Origin of the sequence: Limibacillus sp. (genome assembly GCA_037379885.1) — a bacterium.
Classification (GTDB): domain Bacteria; phylum Pseudomonadota; class Alphaproteobacteria; order Kiloniellales; family CECT-8803; genus JARRJC01.
In genome coordinates, this window is sequence record JARRJC010000036.1 from 1 (window position 1) to 16,635 (window position 16,635).

Here is a 16,635-nt window from a genome sequence, read left to right on the forward strand (position 1 = left end):
CCCCCAGGGGTGGTGGGGGATGAGGTTAAGGAGGCAGTGGTGGCAAAGGCAAGCGGAGGAACAAAGAGATAATAGGTATTATATTCATTAAATTGAATGCTTTATAGGATTCATCCCCCTCCGCCTCTAAGCTGACTACCTGCGCCCCCTAACCCAAGGCCTCGATAAGCGCTGCGAGAAGATCAAGAAGTGGGCCGATGATCGCCTCCTATAATGTCTGAGCCTTGTCTGGACCAATAGTCTAGCAGATCTGCATAAACCGCCCCACACGCCTCACCCCCAAAATACACACCGCCGCTCCGCGGTGTTGCATCTCAGGGTTACTTAAAACTGGAAGGGGTAATCGATCATCATTTGAACGCCGACGCCCTCCTCTGAAATGGCAGTGTCAGCGCGCAGTACAAAGCCCTGGGCCCATGTGCGGATACCAAGGCCTACGTCCCACTGCATGTCCGTGTGAAGGTCGCCAAGGTTATAATCGCTGGCGACCCGTCCCAACTCGAAGAAGGGAGCGACCTGTATCCACTCGACTCCAAAGTATTTCTGAACCTTTGGCCAATTGTCAAAGGGGTTCCATTTCGGCGTCAGGCGCAGCTCTGTGCCGTAGTAGATGGCAGAACGATCATTGAAACGCTGGGTGGGAAAGCCCCTCATTCGCCAAAGCCCACCAAGCGTGGCACCAGTATAGGCTGGTGGCCGGTGGCTTACCTTTCCGTCACTTTCCTCCCAAGATGGCGTGTCGGCGGTCCAAAAATCGAAGGCTAGGATGCTGCTCCGGAACCATTCGCTTTCGCCGAAATCGTAATAGGCGTCGAACTCCGCCTGAAGCACCGTCCAGGAATCCGAGCTGTCGAGCCAGCCGAAGTCTCTTGAGACTTGCAATTTAAGCCCGTTTCCCTTTGTGGGATTGATGGGAAAATCCCTATTGTCCCAAAAGAAGGTGACATCCAAACCGTTTGTCTGGATGTCATCGCTAAAGTCAGCGCTGTCGACCTGCTGCGATCTATAAAAGGGCCGAATCTCCAAAAAGCTTCGGCCACTCTTGAGGGGATTTAGGGAGCTGCCACCCGTTGCGCCATCAGCGAGGTATCCATTCAAAACATCGTAATCGGGCCGTATGTGCTGGGCGCCATGGCCGAGCGGAAGCAGGTATTTGAAGCGCATGCGCGCGAAGTTGTCGAAGCCGTCACCCGTGACAAAGTTATCCTTGCTGGAATCGTTCGTGCCGGCCCGCTCATTTGGGAAGGCCGAATTTCCACTGACGTAAGCGTCGAAGTCGTTGAAGTAACCGATGGAGAAGATTGGATCCACGAACAGCCGGCGCGCGGAAGGAAATTGCAGGTCGCGCGCCATGACGAAACCAAGCACCGATCCGCTTGATCCGGCCATTACAGTCCCTAGCACTGATGCTTGCGGTTGCGGATAGCCAACCCGTCCCTCGACCCACCCTCCAGCAAGCCCGAAAGACTCGCTGAAGAAACCGTAGGGGAGGCTCAACTTGAGATTGGCATAGTCGCTTGGTTCTTCTGCCGAAGCTGAGTTGCAGTGGCTCACTCCGGCAGCGGCAAGCATCAAGGCAAGCAGAGATCTTATAATCCCTAGGGTGCGACCAGAAGACATCAAAAGCTGTAAGTGAGTCCGCTTAAAAGCAAAAACGCCTTGGTGTCGTAGAAACTTATGTCGGAGTCACTTAGGGCTGCCGATCCTATGACCTCGAACCTGAAGTTTTCCCAACCAAAGGGCTCTTTGTATCCGTAAGCGACGGTGGCCCGATAGAGGGAGTCGTCCCGTGCCTTGCTGAAGATGGGGTTGTCCTCGTCAAACCATTGAGCTTCGTAGACGAAGTTTGCGCTAAAATCGAAGGTCTCGGCGCCATAGAAGACGCCTATTTCCGGGCGGATCGCGTTGAAGCTGTTCGAATCGCCTTCTGCGTCTGCGAAAACGTAGCGAAGCGCGGGGCGGAGCCACCAACCGTCCCCCAGCGGGTGCGCGTAGGTGACGGTAAAGCGGTGAAAGGTCGTATCGCGATCGAGAAGCTGCAATTGAGCAGGCGTCAGCATCAGGGATTGTCCGCTCTGCTCATTGTCTATCTCCCGGTTCAGGTACTCATAGCGCAAACCAAAGCGCGAGCCAGCGATGTTATCGGCCCGGAGCTTGAAGCCAAGCGAATCGATGTCCGTCTTCTGCCGGGGCGAATTGACCAGGAACGGGTCCGACCAGGTTTCAGCGGAAGCTAGGGAGGGCGGAAGAAAACTCAGCGCCAGCCGGGTGTTGTCCTGGAGCCAATAGCGTGCGCCAATTTCCCACTGGAAGAAGCTACCCTCTCGAAGGTTCTCGCCGGGAATTCCCACAAAAAATTGGGTGTTCCAGTCCGTAACCATGTAGGCCAATTCAAAAGGCACCGCGAAGGCGGGAACCGTGGCGCTGTCGCCGGAACTGAAAAGCGACGTCGTCACCCGATTGTCGTCGTCGGTCTGAAACTGGGATTCCACCTCGGCAACGCCCACCAGGGCGCTGACAAACCCCGAGAAGCCTTCGCTCGGCCTGGCCTCTTGCGCTTGCGCAACGCCGGCGATACTGCATAAACAGGCAACAGACGTGAAAAGCCTCCGCGCCATGGCTTGAGCCATCAACCCTTTGATAATCATTGTCATTACTCTTCCTAAAACCTGAAGGCCACACCGACCATTGGTCCGTGAGTGATGGTGTCGTAAGCGAAGTAGTTGGGTGTGCCGGCTTTCCCATTGTCGTAGTCCACGGTCAGGACCCGGTAGCCGAAGGCAAACGACATTGACTTCGAAAAATCGTAGAGAGCCAAGGCTTGCAGCGAGAGGCTGAAATCCGATCCTATCCCGAAGCCGCCGACGTCCGCGGCAAAGCTGGATCGCCAATCCTCACCCAGTTGGGCGACCCAACGCGCGCCTACCACCGGATCGATCCAATCCTCGCTGATATCGATCAGGTTGGCGGGTGCCGGTCCAGGCGCATTCTGCCGGGTCAGCTTCACGTCCATGTGCCACCAGCGCAGGCCCCCATAGACGTCAATCTTGTCGCGGAAAAGATCGAAGCGGTAGGTGCCGTAAGCTTCCAGAATGCCCTGGAAAACCTCTCCCTTAATGGTGGCGTTTGGGAGGAGCGGACCAGGAGTCTTCGACGAGAGATCCATGAAGGCCAAATCGGTCATGATGCCAAAGCCGCTCGCGTGCCTCGCTTCAGCATGAATCATGCCGCCAAGATCGAGGGCGTCTAGAATATCGCCGGTATCGACATCGACATTTGCGCCGTTCACGAAACGGCCCACCCCTGTGTCGCCCGTGATGTTCGGCGCCAGAAGATAGGGCGCCACGACGAACTCCCATTCCTCAGCAGCGCTCGCCTGCTTTGCCGTCGGCACCGAAATCAGCAGCATGGCGACAAGCAGGACGAGACCCGACGCGGATCCTCGCCCCTCTGATCTCCCGGGTGAAACATGGCGGGTCGGTAACGCCGTCATATCTTCCAAACCTTCCCATACATGAGTTGGGCAGAGGCCGGCCAGAACGGGATCGGGCCGGCCTCCTTGATCATGGTGGCGCGGAGGTCAGCCACCAGCGGTGTCGCCCAACGGCTCCTGCTCGAAGGTGTTGTAATCGGGTGAGATGTCCGCTTCACCGGTTCCCGGCATGATCTCGAAACCAATCTCGAAGTTCACCAACATGTCCTTCAAGGCCTCATAGACCTCGCGGTTTCCTTCGAGGACAGCTTTTCCGTCGGTGATCTGTTGGTCCATCGTAATTGCTCCAGCCATTACCGGCTCCAGGTCACTCCGATTGATCGTGACAAAGAGGTCAGCGTCTGCGGCCTCGAAGCCCTCGATGTTTGTGAGCGTGCCGTTACTTAGTTCCACCACGAATTGCTCACCATTGTCCGGCGTTGCGAGATTGATGGTGAACTCCCGGTCGCCCGCCTTATCGCTATCCAGGCGGACGCCCAAGAAGTCCAGCCACAGCTCCGTTGACATGGCCCGGATCATGTCCGGTCCCGACGACTTAGGCGATGCGCCGGTGGGAATGCCATTGCGCAGCTCATAGGCAGCGGCCAGGAAGGAGTTGCGGACACTCGGGCTTTCCTGCTGATAGCCGATCTGCTCGAACACGTCGGCAAGCAAATCCTTGGCGTCTTGATTGCCAGGCTCCGCATAGACCAGCTTGTTCAGGATTTCCTGGGCGAGCTTGTATTCCCCAGCGTTATAAAGATCGCGGCCCTTGGCCAGGATTGGCTGAGCGCCGCCCATCATCTCGACGTAGAGGGGGGCGGAGTCCTCAGGATTGAGAGGAATCAGCGTCGTGGGGTTGCCGTCCCAGTAGCCCAGGTAGCGGTTGATGACGGCGCGGCTATTGTGCTCGACCGATCCATGGTAGCTGCGAGCTGACCACTGTTGCTGGAGGCTCTCGGGCACCTTGTACTCATTATGCATCTCGTTGATGGTCACGCCCTGATTGGCCAGGTGCAGAACACCATTATTCAGATGGCCATAGGTATCTCGCTGCGCCCGCATGACCTCCTGGATGCGCTCATTGCCCCACCGCGGCCAACTATGCGAGGCGAACATCACCTCGGCCTCCTGCCCAAAGAGGTAGAGCGCCCGGTTGATCTGCTTGGACCACTCCAAGGCATCGCGCACCAGCGCGCCGCGCAGCGTGTAGATATTGTGGATCGTCCCGGTGATGTTCTCCGCCGCCCAGAAGGCCTTCATGTCCGGGAAGTAGGTGTTCATCTCCGCAGGCGCCTCGGTGCCGGGGGTGTTCTGGAACACCATCCGCACGCCGTCGACGGTCAGTTCCTCGATGTCATCCGCGATGATGACATTGGGTTCTATCAGGCCAAGGTTGCCCGCGGCGGTGTTCTTGCCGATCGACTGATCAACATGACCGAAGGGGCTGCGGGGCAGAAGAACGCCATATTGATAGAAAAGCCGCCGGTTCATGGCGTTACCAGCATAGACGTTCTCTGAGACGGCGTGGTCCATGAAGCCCACGGGCGCGATGACCTTCACCTTGCCGCTGCGCACGTCGGCTTCCTCGACGACGCCGCGCACGCCGCCGAAGTGGTCGGCGTGCGAGTGAGAGTAGACAACTGCCACCACGGGGCGCGCGCCGAGCTCTTGGTTCACCAGTTCCAGGGCGGCGGCGGCCGTTTCCTTCGCGGTAAGTGGGTCGAAGACGATCCAGCCGCTGTCGCTCTTAACCACGGTGAAATTGGCGAGGTCGAAGCCCCGCACCTGGTAGATCTTGTCTTCCAGCACTTCGTAGAGACCGTAGTTCATGTTCAGCACGGCCTGGCGCTGCAGCGAAGGGTGGATGGAATCGAAGTCCCTGCCTTCCAGCAGCCAATCGTAGCTGCCGATGTCCCAGGCCACATTCCCCGCTTCAGCCATGATCTGGCGGTAGTCGGGCGCGGCAATGAAGCCCCGCTTGGCCTCCTCGAAGTCCCGCTCATCATCGAAAGGAAGGCTCTCGCGCAGACCTTCGATAATCTCCAATGTGTAGTCAGAGGGCTGTTTGCCCTTCGGATCGAAATGCTCGCCTTTCAACGCGCCCGGGTCGCTAAGGACGTCACCTCCACCCGCAGCAAGCGCGGGTGCGGTGTAGGAAAACATAAGCAGGCCAAGGAGAGCCGTCAGCGGCTTCGGTGAGAAGAGATAGCGCATTATGGGAGCCTCGCATCTTTGGGTGATAAGCTAAATGCCGCCGAGACGATGTTCATCTATCGCCGGCCTGTGTGATCACACTATATGATCGGTGCCGGATGGCTTGTCATTTTGCGCAATAATTGAGCATTAAGCTCGTTGGGATGAATATGAAGATCGTCACCACTCGCGGCGTTGGTATGGGGCCGCTTCCAACACTGTTAGAGCGGATGGCCAGCGAGAGAGCGGTTGAGCGTGCTTTTTCTCGGAGTGGCATGCCTCAAGCGATTATTGATGATCTTGAGAAAAGAGTACCTTTCATCTCGATGTTGCGTCTCTTCGAGGAGGCAGCCCATCAGGTTGGTGACCGAGCATTCGGTCTTCGCGTTGGTCTTGGAATGGACCACGGAGCATACGGAATATGGGCGCAGTACCTTTGCGCCAGTTCCACGCTGGCCGGAGCTATTCGTCGGTCGATTAGAACAATTTCAGCCTATCAAGACGGAGGTAGAATGAGCCTTCGGCATGAGGCGGACTATGCAATATGGGCCTATCATCCTCCCAAGATTGGAAGGCTGCGATTTAAGCAGCATTCCGACCATGTATTACCCGCCATGATTAATGTTGCGCGGCGCTATCTGGGGCCAACCTGGCTACCTGAGTGGGCCGAGCTGGACTATCCGTCGGATGAAAGTGGGAGCGCGCTCGAAGATTGTTTGCACGTGAACATCAGATTCGGAAGATGCGGTATAGGAATAGCTTTCAAAGAAAAAGAAATTTATAAAAACAAAAAAATGAATGATGAGAAAAGAAAAATCATTACTCCAGATGATTTAGATTCTTTTTACAAAAAAGACGAAGAAAAAACATTTATAAATAGAATTGAAGATTTAATAAGGCTTAGATTGCTAGATGGAGAGACTGACATAGAGGGCCTTGCGAGATCATTGGATGTATCAAAGAGGCGTCTGCAATCAGAATTAAGATTAGGGGGCGCCATGTATCGTGATATTCTTTTAAAAGTCCGCATGGAAAAATCATTGATGCTATTAAATGAGAATAATCATAGCATTACAGAAATTGCTTATAATATTGGTTATGAAGAGCTGTCCAGCTTCTCGAGAGCTTTCTGCCGCTGGTATGGGTGCTATCCCACTGATTTTCGCAGAAGCTCCTCTCCCGGCTCGCGTTAGAACGCCAAATCAATAGATCTGCTGATGCTAAATTGTGAGCGTTGAAGAGCCACAATTTCTAAGGATAGATTTGAATGTGGAGCTGCTAATTTAGCCTTCTAGAGTGTCGGGCTTCTAGCCAATAGCGGACATTGTCCAGTCTCCACCAGGACTGCTCCGCTCTGCCCTGTGGAAATAGCGCCTCACGACGTTTTGGCTTCCTTTCTTTCCATGGACGCGATCAGCTTGCGGAACTGATCAACCAACCCCTCCAAGGTGACGCGCCGAGCTCCGCTCTTGGATGGAGTAGTTGTCTGTCGCCTGAGGGCCTTCCGATCGCTCTCAGCTGCAGCATCAAGTGCGTTCACCAATGCACCGGCCGGAGTGCTGTCGAAGAATGTCATGGTCTGCCTCTTGAGATTGCGGCTGGCGGCCGATCCGCCCTGCCTGACTGAATTGATGCTAAGGTCGGAGCGTGAATCAGCCGTTTGCCAGGCGTGAACGAATGGCGCTATGGCGTGAATCAAGATTGCGAAGGGCGCGAATAAGCCGTGAAATGCGCCATAGCGGATGAATTTAGAGAATCGAGTGGCCGCCAATGTTGACCCTTAAGCTTCATGGACGGTTTCGAGCTTGGGATTCTCGAGGTAGAGAAATCTCGATCAAATCAAGAAAGGCGAAAGCGCTTTTAGCGTACCTTGCCTCACCGCTTGGCAAGCCGCGAAGCCGTGAGACCATTATGGCGCTTCTGTGGTCCGAGCGGGGCGATGAGCAAGCGCGTGGGTCGCTGCGTCAAGCCTTGAGCGGCCTTCGCAGAGACTTAGGAGAAGGGGCCGCAAAAGCGGTTATTACGACCCATGATGACGTTGCGCTCGATCCAAAATTTGTGACTTTAGAAAACCCCTTGCCTGATCAAGGGTTTCTTGAAGGCTTGCATATTAGTGATCCGGCCTTCGATGACTGGTTACGCGACGAGAGATTGCGGCTCGAAGACAAGGCGCAGATTGAGACCGAGCAGGAAGCTCTCCCGCTTCCCCACAAACCCTCGATCGCCGTCATGCCTTTCCTCAACATGTCCGGGGATTCCGAGCAAGACTACTTCGCTAACGGCATCACCGAAGACATCATTACTGAGCTTTCCCACCATCGCTCACTGTTTGTGATAGCCCGCAATTCATCCTTCGCCTTTAAGGGGCAGACAGTTGTGGCTCCAGAAATCGGCCGCCAACTCGGCATCAGATACCTTATCGAAGGAAGCGTGCGAAAGGCAGGTGACCGGGTGCGCGTGACTGCACAGCTGCTGGATAGCGAAGACGGATTGCATCTTTGGGCCGAGCGCTACGATCGGAAACTCGAGGACATCTTCACGGTCCAAGACGAAATCGTTCAGGCCATATCGCGAATGGTCCTCGGCCGGATTGAGACCTATCGTCGAGGTCGCCTAAAGGTCCTTAGCGAGCACCAATTTCAGGCTTATGACTATTTTTTGCGAGGTAAAGACCTTCTATTCAATATTGAAGTAGTGAGCATTCGGGAAGCAAGGGCGTGGCTTGAGAAATCGATAGAGATGGACCGGGCAAACGCTGAGGCCTTCGCCTTGATTGCGGTCAGCTATTTTATGGAATGGATGGCATACCTCGTTGCGGACCGTGATCTGGCGATCAATGAAGCTACAAAGGCGGCGCAGATTGCGATCGAGCTCGATGCGGCGAGCAGCAGAGCCAATTGGGCCATGGGAGAAATTTGCATCCTCAAGCGGCAGTTTGATAAGGCACGGTTCCATCTCGAGAAGGCTATAGAGCTTAATCCAAATGATCCTGAAGCCCGCGGAGTCTATGCTTGGTTCCTGACGATCGTTTCCGATTACGACCAGTCTCTGGAGGAATTTGATAGGGCCATGCGGATCGATCCCTTCGACCTGCAGTGGTTGCCGTGGCTTCGCGGAATCACTTATTTCTCCCTGCGGAATTACGAACGAGCCATTGAGGATCTTAAGAGAAGCGACACAGATTTACCTGAGGTGCTGGGCTGGCTTGCGGCATCCTACGCCATGCATGGCCAACAGGAGGAGGCCCAGCACGCTCTCGAACTCTTTTACGATCAAAATGAAAAGGTAATGCCTGTCTTTCCCGGACGCGCGCTGAGCGGCTGGAAAAGCTATTGGGAAGCGGCAATGCCATACCGTGATAAAAAAGAGCATGAGCATCTCTTTGCAGCACTTCGAAAGGCAGGTGCTCCAGCCTAGTCGATCTTCGGTGTTGCCTCCGTCCGTTTTTAGCCACTTCCGGACTTGGACGTGCCTGCTTCTGGAGGGTGCTATCGTTATTTGGCGGCCTACCTCTTAATGAGCATCTCAAGCAATTCCTCCACCCGGTCTTCGACATCGGTGAGGTAATTCTTGAGGGCTTCGCGGTCGCTGCCGAGGTGATCCAGAAGCTCCTCGGCCGTGAATTCGATCACGATGCTGGGTTCAAGCGTCACGGCCGTCGCCGGGTAGCTGCCGTTCTTGAAGAGTTGAAGGTCGCCGAAAAAGCGTCCCCGGCCGACGTCTAGGATCCGGTCCCGTCCTTGGAAAAAGGCGACCTCACCCTCGACAAGCAGGAAAGCGCGGTCGGCCGGCTCGCCCTGCTTGAAAATGTTTTCGCTGCTTTGGAAGTTGCGTCTCTTCATCTGGACTCCGGCTGTAAGGGGTCATGAACCCGGTGCGATCAATGGTGCCTGCCCACGCATTTGCCCGCGTGCGCGTTCCAGAAACCCGACCCGCAGTTGTGAAAAGACGCGGACAATGAGGTTGTCGGGAGCGAGGAGCCGCCGGTTCCGCCGGTGCTTCCCGTCCCGCCACTCCCCGACCCACTGCTCGCAGCAACCGTTCCACCGCCACCGGAGCCGCTAGAGCCTCCCGTACCGCTGCCAGGAGAGAGCACCGCGTGGTCGTTGTGGATCGACCCGATGACGGTCTGATGCGTGATCGCATTGCTGGTGTCGTGGTCGGGCGCCACCGTGCTCGGGGTATAGACGAGGGCCGTTTGCAGCGCGGCGAACTGGCTTTCCACTTTCATCGCGACGGGCCATACGACGGCAACGCCCACGGCGGCCACGAAGCTTAGGAGAATGGTGTACTCAATGAGCGTTGCGCCGCGTTCATCGCTCAGGAAGGCGGGCGCCAGCGCGAGGCCGGAGGCGCGTGCCGTCATCGCACACCTCTTTCTTCCAGGGCGGATTTCGCGCCGTCGTGCAGCGGGGCGGAGAGCCCGCCCCCGATTGCGCTCGCTTTGCCAAAGCCCGTGAGCGCCGGGTGGGCCGCGCGGAAGCCGTCGATGTCGTCGAGTACGGCGGCCGTGAGCCCCTCAACTAGGGCGGCAGGCACATCCTGACGCGTCACCAGCGACGCTCCGACGCCCAGGGTTTCTATGGCCTCAGTCTGCCCCGGGTAGCCGTCGGCGAGCAGGGTGATTTTCAGGAAATAGGGATTCTCCTCTACCAGCGTGTCGACCGCCGAGGCGTGGACGGGCAGCAGCGTTGCGCCGCACCGCTCGATCACCTCCAGCGTCACGGAGGAGGGATGGCCGACGATCCAGAAGATGGCATCCAGGTCACCCGCGCAGAGGCCGGCAATCGCATCCAGCGAGCCGAGCTTCTGCGCTGCGGCGAGGTCCGCGCCGCTCCAGCCCGCGGCCTCGGCGACGGCCTGCCATGTCGCCGCGGTCCCGCTTCCTTCCTCACCGATGCTGATGCGCAAGCCCTTCAGATCGTTCATGTCTTCAGCATCGACCCCGGGGCGCACCAGCAAACTGGCCGCCTCACCGTAAAGGGTCATGATGGAGCGAAGGGTCGTGAAGGCGCCCTCCTCCTCGAAGAGGGAGGTCCCGTGGTAGGCGTGAAACTGCCAGTCGCTCTGCACGATGGCGAAGCTGTTCAACCCCTCCCTCAGGGCCTGCAGGTTCTCAATGGATCCATGCGATGGTCGGACCAGGCAGTCTTCCTCAAAACCCTCGGTGGCTTGCAGTTGATTGCAAATCGCGCCGGCCGCCGGGTAATAGTTGCCGGTCAGCCAACCCCCGCCAATGCTGAATGTGTCGCCAGTTCTGGGTGGGGGTGCATTGCTCTCGTCGCCTAGCGGGGCGAAAGCACCGATCAAAACCCCTGCCAAGCCTGCAATTGAAACCAAGATCCAAGTTTTCATGTTTCCCCGCACCAAGACAAAACTCTGAAGAAGATTAAATTTCTATATCGCGGGTGAGAAGCACATTCCAGCTTCTCAAGGGAAAAGGCGGTAGCTGTCCTCGTATGACGGAATGTCTGCTTCTAGCCAATAGCGGACACTCAACAGAATGAAACTTGGTGGCAGGGGTCTGCTGCTAATTGCACAAGATGGATTGCTATAGATATCTCTCCCAAAAAGCATTGATGCTTTTCATCGGACAATGCTTCAATCCTGTTGTTGGGAATCAATCATTAGCCCTGAGGGTCTCATGCCGCCTCCCTTAAGATTTATGGGTCTGTTCTTTTTTGCTTTAGCCGTGTGTCCAGCGGTTGTCGTTGCTCAGGACACACCTCGTTTGATCCTCCAGATCACCGTTGATCAACTTCGCGGCGATTTGCCGACTAGGCACTTTGACCAGTTTGGCGTAGGTGGATTCCGCTACCTGTTGGAGCAAGGGATTCACTACGACAATGCCCACCATACCCACGCCAACACGGAAACGATTGTCGGGCACACCACGCTGGCGACCGGCGCGACCCCCGCGGCTCATGGAATGGTTGGTAACCTATGGTATGACCGATCTGAGGGACGGACCGTCTACAACATCGAAGACCCAGAATACTCGATCCTTACCAGCGGGGCCGATGTAGACGAATCCACTGAGATTGACCCGACACAACGCGCTGCAAAGAGCGATGGCCGGTCACCGCTTACGATCCTGACATCGACCTTTGGGGATGAACTCACTCTCAATACGGTGGGGCGCGCCAAAGTCTTTGGCGTCTCAATAAAGGATCGTGGCGCTGTCTCAATGGCTGGGCACACTGGCAAGGCATTTTGGTTCTCCAAATCGGCGGGCCAGTTTGTGACCAGCAACTACTATTACGACGCCTACCCGAGTTGGGTGAACGCATGGAATGCCGATGGTCTGCCGCAGAGCTACAGTGGAATGTCCTGGGAGTTATTGAACCCGCTCGACACCTATCTTTTTGGCGAGCGAGATAATCAGGATTGGGAGCCTGACTTTGCAGGTTTCGGGCGCACCTTCCCGCACCCGCTTGGAACCGTCGACGACAAGTACTTCACCACCCTTCTCACCCTCAGCCCTTTCGGCGACAGGATGACGGCGGATTTCGCAAAAACCCTTATCGACGCCGAGGGCCTGGGAGATGATGAGGTAACCGATTTTCTGGGCCTCAGCTTTTCCGTGACCGACTATGTGGGCCATTTCTTTGGCCCCTCGAGCCTGGAAGCAGAAGACAACCTCCTTCAGCTAGATCGCACGTTGGCCGATCTCTTTACCTATATCGATGCAGAGATCGGACTTGAGAACACTTTGATTGTGCTCTCAGCCGACCATGGTGCGCCTGAAGCGCCAGGCTATCTGCAGTCGCTTGGAATGCCTGGAGGCTATGTCAAACCGGATGAATGGGATTCGGACGCCGCCGTGGAACGCATCAAGTCCCAGTTTGGCATAGTCGGCCCGTTGTTCGAGGGCTACGACCATCCATACCTCTATCTTTCAGAGGAGATCATCAACGATCCCGACATCGACAGGGTGGCGCTTGAAACAGCCATCGCAGATGAGCTGGTAGCATTTGAGGGCGTCGCCTATGCGGTGCCCAGTTCGCGCCTCCGCGAGGGATCATTGCCCGACAACGCGCTTATGCGGGCTGTTCTGAACAACTACCACCCTGATAGGTCCGGCGATATTTACGTGGTTTTCAAGCCAGAGTGGTTCATCAATGATATGGATGGCCTTTCGGTGACGGTTACCCATGGGTCGCCTTGGCGCTATGACACATTTGTCCCGATCCTTTTTGCGGGCTGGGATATCGCACCTCAGACTGTATCCCGCCGTGTTCACACGATTGATGTTGCCTTGACGTTGGCCGCTGTCGCTGGAACTCGTCCGCCCTCGGGTGCGACAGGCCAGGTTCTGTTGGAAGTCTTGGGGCAATAACGCGTCATAAACAGTTCGAGGGGATTTGGCGCAGCTTGCGTCTCGCGCGCCGATTGTCGCTGCGCTACTCACCCACATATATGCGTGCCTGAGTTTGTCCGCTATTCGCCTTTAGTGGAAATTAGACCGGTTAGGGACGTGCCTAATACGACGCGCGCCCGCCCATTATTTCGCCGAAAGTCATAGATCTAGGCTTAGTGAGAAAGGATTGCCTCGGCCAGGCGCCTGGCCTTTCCACAGTTCACCATCACTGATCCCCCCAATTTATTCTCTCCCTGTGCAAATGCGGATCGGTCATGTGATTTATTCTTCAGCTGCTGTCGGAGTTCAACATAACCACAGCGTTTCATAGCTTCAGAAGTAGCACCAATCCAGTAGTCAGTTACCTGGCTCATCGTGTAACTGCTGGGTGGGCCGCTTGGGCGCATTGCCTGGCCACCCGGCATCTCGATCAAGACCATGAGTGGGATCTCAACATTCCGGTATTCCAAAACCAGTTTGCCGGATTCATCTGTTAGAATATGCTCTGATGCAGAGGTTAATTCGCTGCCAGCGCAGCCCGAGAGCATGAGGGCGGCCGCTACTGAAATCGATTTTCTTCTCATTGAAAAGCCTCTCAATAATTAGCTAAAGAACCTCAACGAGCAATTTTTTGGCGATTCCTACTAACAACCAAATCAAGCTTTCTAGCGACACGCAAGTCTGGGTTCCTGAAAAGGCTACGCAATCTACTCCCGGTCCAACCCACAATCAGAATGGTAAGGGCGCAACACTCAAACCGCCCGAACTGTCGAAAGAAAGGATGGCTTCCCGGCGAACAATTAATACTGGCGTCCTTTTGGACAGAAGACTCCTTGCACCTTAAGACTGGTGCCGTCCTCGGCCGCCTCCACCACCTTGTGGTTATCACAGCGCGAAACCAAGCTCACCGCGCGCAGCATATGAGGGGACAGTGCCGGCTGGCCGTCCTGGCTACGCACGAGGAAAAGGTTTTGGGCACCGCCGAGGCGCGATATTTCATAGGAGCGCCCCTCAATAGTCTCGACACGCCAGAAGTCGAGCCCCTCAACATCATGATAGACTGGAGCGCCACCGCATGCGGCGAGGGTCAGCAAAAATATGAGGAGGAATGCGTTTCGATCCATTGGAGAAAGACTAGCGCTTGGTCTGTCCGCGCCTCAAGCCCTCCCGTTCATCAGCAAGCGCAACCAGTCTTCCCTGATGCACCACCGAAATTCCCTGATAATCCCTTGGAATTCCCTATTAATAGCTTTAGGGAAAACTTTAGAAAATCATTATATATCAGCATGTTAAGCAATGGCAAGTTGATATAAAAAGAGCAGATGCAGAAAATTCCCTGAAATTCGAGCCTTAACAGGGAAATACAGATCAAGCCACGCTAGCGCCGTCACTAGGTTGCCTTTCTTGCGGATCTTTAGAAAAGTCGCGCAAGTTCGGACTACTGCCGAACCTCGCCCAGGGTCTGTTCTGGCCCCATAGCCTTAAGTCCCTGAAAACTGTGGCGTCCCCGGCAGGATTCGAACCTGCGACCCTCAGATTAGGAATCTGATGCTCTATCCTGCTGAGCTACGGGGACAGCCGTGGCGAGCCCTTGGGTTAGGGCCTTATACAACGGCCGGACGGGGACGCGCCAGAGGCGGGTTGCCGCGTCAAAAGAGAGAGCGCCGGCCTGTGCCGGGCCGGCGCTCCTGAAGCTTTCGATGATGGGCCGCGCTTAGAAGGTCAGCGGCATCATGTAGTAGAGCGTCAGCACCTCGGTGCCCGGGTTGGTGTCGCCGAGGCCCGCGTTGGAGAGGTGAGAGAAGGCCAGCGCCAGACGGCCCTTGTCCTCGAAGATGTAGGCCGCTTCGATCTGGGAACGGAACTCCACCGTGTGGCCCAGGTCCTTGCCGTCGCCGTCGCTGTAGAGGCCGGGGCCCGACGACAGGCCGATGGCGAAGTTGTCGGTCAGCTTGATGTCCAGCAACAGACCGGCGCCGCCCCAGACGCCGCCGTCGGTCGTAACCTCCAGCCCGGCGAAGGGCTTGATGAAGCCGAGCCAGGCGGGCCCATGCCGGTACTCGATCCGGAAGTCGGCCGCCGCGTCGTCCGTCTGCAAGACGTCATAGACGCCGGCGCCGAACGCCAGAAGCGGCGGATCGCTCGCCTCGTCGGCCTGCGCGGCGCCAGCCGCCATGACCATCATCGCCCCCGCAACGCTCAGCGAACGCCAAAATCCCATCATGTCATCAATCCCCCACAGATAGGCGGGCCGTCCCGCGGCCTTTCGATTCAATCGCGTGAACTTACTCCAATAGGGTGAAGAAGGTAAAGCGCGTTAGCGCGTTTTAGCGCCCTTTAACTTCTCCGTCGCCCGGACCAGCGCACGGGCGATGCCCGGCTCCATGGCCGAATGCCCCGCATCGGGCACCATGACCAACTCGGCCTCGGGCCAGGCGCGCTTCAAGTCCGCCGCGCTGACGGCCGGGCAGACGATGTCGTAACGGCCCTGCACGATCACCGCCGGGATGCCGCGCAGCCGGTCGATCTTCGCCAGCAACTCGCCCTCCTCCAGGAAGCAGCCGTTGATGAAGTAGTGCGCCTCCATGCGCGCCAGGGCCAGCGCGGTGGCCGCGCCGCCGAAGGCGCGCACCGTCGCCGGATTGGGCAAGAGCGTGACGCAGCGCCCCTCATAGGCGGCCCAGGACTGCGCGGCGGGGAGGTGAACCTTGGGGTCGGGATCGTTGAGGCGCTTGGAGTAGGCCTCCAACGGGCGGCTCCGCTCGCCCTCCGGCAGCAGGCCGATGAAGTCCTCCCACGCCTCGGGAAAGATATGCCGCATGCCGAAGAGGAACCACTCGATCTCCGCCTTGCGGGCGAGGAAGATGCCGCGCAGCACGAGGGACGAGACGGCCTCGGGGTGCGCCTGAGCGTAGGCCAGCGCAAGGGTCGAGCCCCAGGACCCGCCGAAAACCTGCCAGCGCTCCGCGCCGACCTTGCGCCGAAGGGTCTCGATATCCGCGATCAGATGTTGGGTGCTGTTGTCCTTGATCTCGGCGTAGGGGCGAGAGCGCCCCGATCCGCGCTGGTCGAAAAGCAGGATGTTGTAGTGCTCGGGATCGAAGAAGCGCCGATGATCGGAGGCACAGCCGGCCCCCGGACCGCCGTGCAGGAAGACGACGGCCTCGCCCTTCGGGTTGCCGGAGAGTTCCCAATGGATATGGTGGAGGGAATCGACCTGAAGAAAGCCGCTGTCATAGGGCTCTATCGGTGGGAAAAGATCGCTTTGCACCCCTGCCTCATCTGTCTTGGTAGTCTGTTGTCCCCGCGCCTCGCCGGCGGGCGGAAAGCTTATCGCCCCCTCCGGGCGATTGCACCCTCTATGGCGCGCCTGACCGCACTCTTCACGCTGGCCGTACTCGCGGGCCTTTCGAGCCCGCAGGCCCAGGAGCTTCCCGCCGGCCTGAGCGCGCCCCGCTGGGAGCGCGTGGCCAGCGTGGTCGATGGCGACACCGTCCTCTTGGAAGGCGCAGGCGAGGTGCGCTTAGTCGGAGTGCAGGCCCCTAAGCTGCCGCTGGGCCGGGCCAACTTCTCCGCCTGGTCCCTGGCGCCCGAGGTCAAGAGCGCG

The 16,635-nt window shown here is 57.2% G+C and carries 16 protein-coding genes and 1 tRNA gene; 4 read left to right on the forward strand and 13 right to left on the reverse strand.

The features are described from left to right. Positions 1-324 precede the first annotated feature (324 nt). From P8X75_11140 to P8X75_11155, 4 genes are all read right to left on the reverse strand, one after another. Complete coding sequence (locus P8X75_11140) at positions 325-1,572, reverse strand: BamA/TamA family outer membrane protein (GenBank protein MEJ1995744.1); 1,248 nt, start codon at positions 1,570-1,572, stop codon at positions 325-327. 47 nt (positions 1,573-1,619) lie between these two features. Beyond that, positions 1,620-2,648, reverse strand: coding sequence for a DUF2860 family protein (locus P8X75_11145; GenBank protein ID MEJ1995745.1), 1,029 nt, complete (start codon positions 2,646-2,648; stop codon positions 1,620-1,622). Positions 2,649-2,662: 14 nt separating this feature from the next. Continuing rightward, positions 2,663-3,493, reverse strand: a complete 831-nt coding sequence (locus P8X75_11150) for a hypothetical protein (protein MEJ1995746.1) — start codon at positions 3,491-3,493, stop codon at positions 2,663-2,665. Between the two features lie 87 nt (positions 3,494-3,580). Continuing rightward, positions 3,581-5,689 (reverse strand): alkyl sulfatase dimerization domain-containing protein, encoded by a 2,109-nt coding sequence (locus P8X75_11155; GenBank protein ID MEJ1995747.1) that lies wholly within the window; start codon positions 5,687-5,689, stop codon positions 3,581-3,583. 149 nt (positions 5,690-5,838) lie between these two features. Here P8X75_11155 and P8X75_11160 point away from each other — a divergent pair, with 149 nt between their 5' ends. Beyond that, complete coding sequence (locus P8X75_11160) at positions 5,839-6,861, forward strand: AraC family transcriptional regulator ligand-binding domain-containing protein (protein ID MEJ1995748.1); 1,023 nt, start codon at positions 5,839-5,841, stop codon at positions 6,859-6,861. A 182-nt stretch (positions 6,862-7,043) separates the two neighbouring features. Here the strand turns inward: P8X75_11160 and P8X75_11165 are convergent, their stop codons facing one another. Continuing rightward, on the reverse strand, positions 7,044-7,244 hold the full coding sequence (locus P8X75_11165; protein ID MEJ1995749.1) for a hypothetical protein: 201 nt from the start codon (positions 7,242-7,244) through the stop codon (positions 7,044-7,046). Between the two features lie 194 nt (positions 7,245-7,438). Here P8X75_11165 and P8X75_11170 point away from each other — a divergent pair, with 194 nt between their 5' ends. Beyond that, positions 7,439-9,085 carry a tetratricopeptide repeat protein gene (locus tag P8X75_11170; protein ID MEJ1995750.1) on the forward strand — a complete coding sequence of 549 codons (1,647 nt, stop codon included), beginning with the start codon at positions 7,439-7,441 and terminating at the stop codon, positions 9,083-9,085. An 89-nt stretch (positions 9,086-9,174) separates the two neighbouring features. On the opposite strand, the gene P8X75_11175 is transcribed toward P8X75_11170, so the two are convergent. Genes P8X75_11175 through P8X75_11185 form a run of 3 tightly spaced genes read right to left on the reverse strand, consistent with a single transcriptional unit; the run spans position 9,175 to position 11,023 of the window. Then, positions 9,175-9,510 carry a cyclic nucleotide-binding domain-containing protein gene (locus tag P8X75_11175; protein MEJ1995751.1) on the reverse strand — a complete coding sequence of 112 codons (336 nt, stop codon included), beginning with the start codon at positions 9,508-9,510 and terminating at the stop codon, positions 9,175-9,177. A 38-nt stretch (positions 9,511-9,548) separates the two neighbouring features. Then, complete coding sequence (locus P8X75_11180) at positions 9,549-10,034, reverse strand: hypothetical protein (protein MEJ1995752.1); 486 nt, start codon at positions 10,032-10,034, stop codon at positions 9,549-9,551. Continuing rightward, on the reverse strand, positions 10,031-11,023 hold the full coding sequence (locus P8X75_11185) for a TAXI family TRAP transporter solute-binding subunit (GenBank protein ID MEJ1995753.1): 993 nt from the start codon (positions 11,021-11,023) through the stop codon (positions 10,031-10,033). Before P8X75_11185 ends, P8X75_11180 begins: the two co-directional genes overlap by 4 nt. Before the next feature lie 376 nt (positions 11,024-11,399). Between P8X75_11185 and P8X75_11190 the strand changes: the two genes are divergently transcribed. After that, positions 11,400-13,007, forward strand: coding sequence for an alkaline phosphatase family protein (locus tag P8X75_11190; GenBank protein MEJ1995754.1), 1,608 nt, complete (start codon positions 11,400-11,402; stop codon positions 13,005-13,007). Positions 13,008-13,201: 194 nt separating this feature from the next. Here P8X75_11190 and P8X75_11195 read toward each other — a convergent pair whose 3' ends face one another. The 5 genes from P8X75_11195 to pip all read right to left on the reverse strand — a co-directional run bounded on the left by P8X75_11195 (position 13,202) and on the right by pip (position 16,299). Continuing rightward, complete coding sequence (locus P8X75_11195) at positions 13,202-13,612, reverse strand: hypothetical protein (GenBank protein ID MEJ1995755.1); 411 nt, start codon at positions 13,610-13,612, stop codon at positions 13,202-13,204. A 216-nt stretch (positions 13,613-13,828) separates the two neighbouring features. Continuing rightward, positions 13,829-14,152 carry a hypothetical protein gene (locus P8X75_11200; GenBank protein ID MEJ1995756.1) on the reverse strand — a complete coding sequence of 108 codons (324 nt, stop codon included), beginning with the start codon at positions 14,150-14,152 and terminating at the stop codon, positions 13,829-13,831. Between the two features lie 375 nt (positions 14,153-14,527). Continuing rightward, a tRNA-Arg gene (locus tag P8X75_11205) sits at positions 14,528-14,604 on the reverse strand. A 138-nt stretch (positions 14,605-14,742) separates the two neighbouring features. Further along, positions 14,743-15,252 (reverse strand): acyloxyacyl hydrolase, encoded by a 510-nt coding sequence (locus P8X75_11210; protein MEJ1995757.1) that lies wholly within the window; start codon positions 15,250-15,252, stop codon positions 14,743-14,745. A gap of 93 nt (positions 15,253-15,345) precedes the next feature. Further along, positions 15,346-16,299 (reverse strand): prolyl aminopeptidase, encoded by a 954-nt coding sequence (gene pip, locus P8X75_11215; protein ID MEJ1995758.1) that lies wholly within the window; start codon positions 16,297-16,299, stop codon positions 15,346-15,348. Positions 16,300-16,389: 90 nt separating this feature from the next. On the opposite strand from pip, the gene P8X75_11220 reads away from it, so the two are divergent. After that, on the forward strand, positions 16,390-16,635 hold a 246-nt coding region (locus P8X75_11220), incomplete at its 3' end, for a hypothetical protein (protein ID MEJ1995759.1).

Bases quoted from the DNA above. Each gene is read 5' to 3' on its own strand.
- P8X75_11150 (MEJ1995746.1), bottom strand. From the start codon at position 3,493: ATGACGGCGTTACCGACCCGCCATGTTTCACCCGGGAGATCAGAGGGG.
- P8X75_11185 (MEJ1995753.1), bottom strand. From the start codon at position 11,023: ATGAAAACTTGGATCTTGGTTTCAATTGCAGGCTTGGCAGGGGTTTTG.
- P8X75_11175 (MEJ1995751.1), bottom strand. From the start codon at position 9,510: ATGAAGAGACGCAACTTCCAAAGCAGCGAAAACATTTTCAAGCAGGGC.
- P8X75_11180 (MEJ1995752.1), bottom strand. From the start codon at position 10,034: ATGACGGCACGCGCCTCCGGCCTCGCGCTGGCGCCCGCCTTCCTGAGC.
- P8X75_11155 (MEJ1995747.1), bottom strand. From the start codon at position 5,689: ATGCGCTATCTCTTCTCACCGAAGCCGCTGACGGCTCTCCTTGGCCTG.
- P8X75_11140 (MEJ1995744.1), bottom strand. From the start codon at position 1,572: ATGCTTGCCGCTGCCGGAGTGAGCCACTGCAACTCAGCTTCGGCAGAA.
- P8X75_11170 (MEJ1995750.1), top strand. From the start codon at position 7,439: ATGTTGACCCTTAAGCTTCATGGACGGTTTCGAGCTTGGGATTCTCGA.
- P8X75_11200 (MEJ1995756.1), bottom strand. From the start codon at position 14,152: ATGGATCGAAACGCATTCCTCCTCATATTTTTGCTGACCCTCGCCGCA.
- P8X75_11195 (MEJ1995755.1), bottom strand. From the start codon at position 13,612: ATGAGAAGAAAATCGATTTCAGTAGCGGCCGCCCTCATGCTCTCGGGC.
- P8X75_11210 (MEJ1995757.1), bottom strand. From the start codon at position 15,252: ATGATGGGATTTTGGCGTTCGCTGAGCGTTGCGGGGGCGATGATGGTC.
- P8X75_11160 (MEJ1995748.1), top strand. From the start codon at position 5,839: ATGAAGATCGTCACCACTCGCGGCGTTGGTATGGGGCCGCTTCCAACA.
- P8X75_11145 (MEJ1995745.1), bottom strand. From the start codon at position 2,648: ATGATTATCAAAGGGTTGATGGCTCAAGCCATGGCGCGGAGGCTTTTC.
- P8X75_11165 (MEJ1995749.1), bottom strand. From the start codon at position 7,244: ATGACATTCTTCGACAGCACTCCGGCCGGTGCATTGGTGAACGCACTT.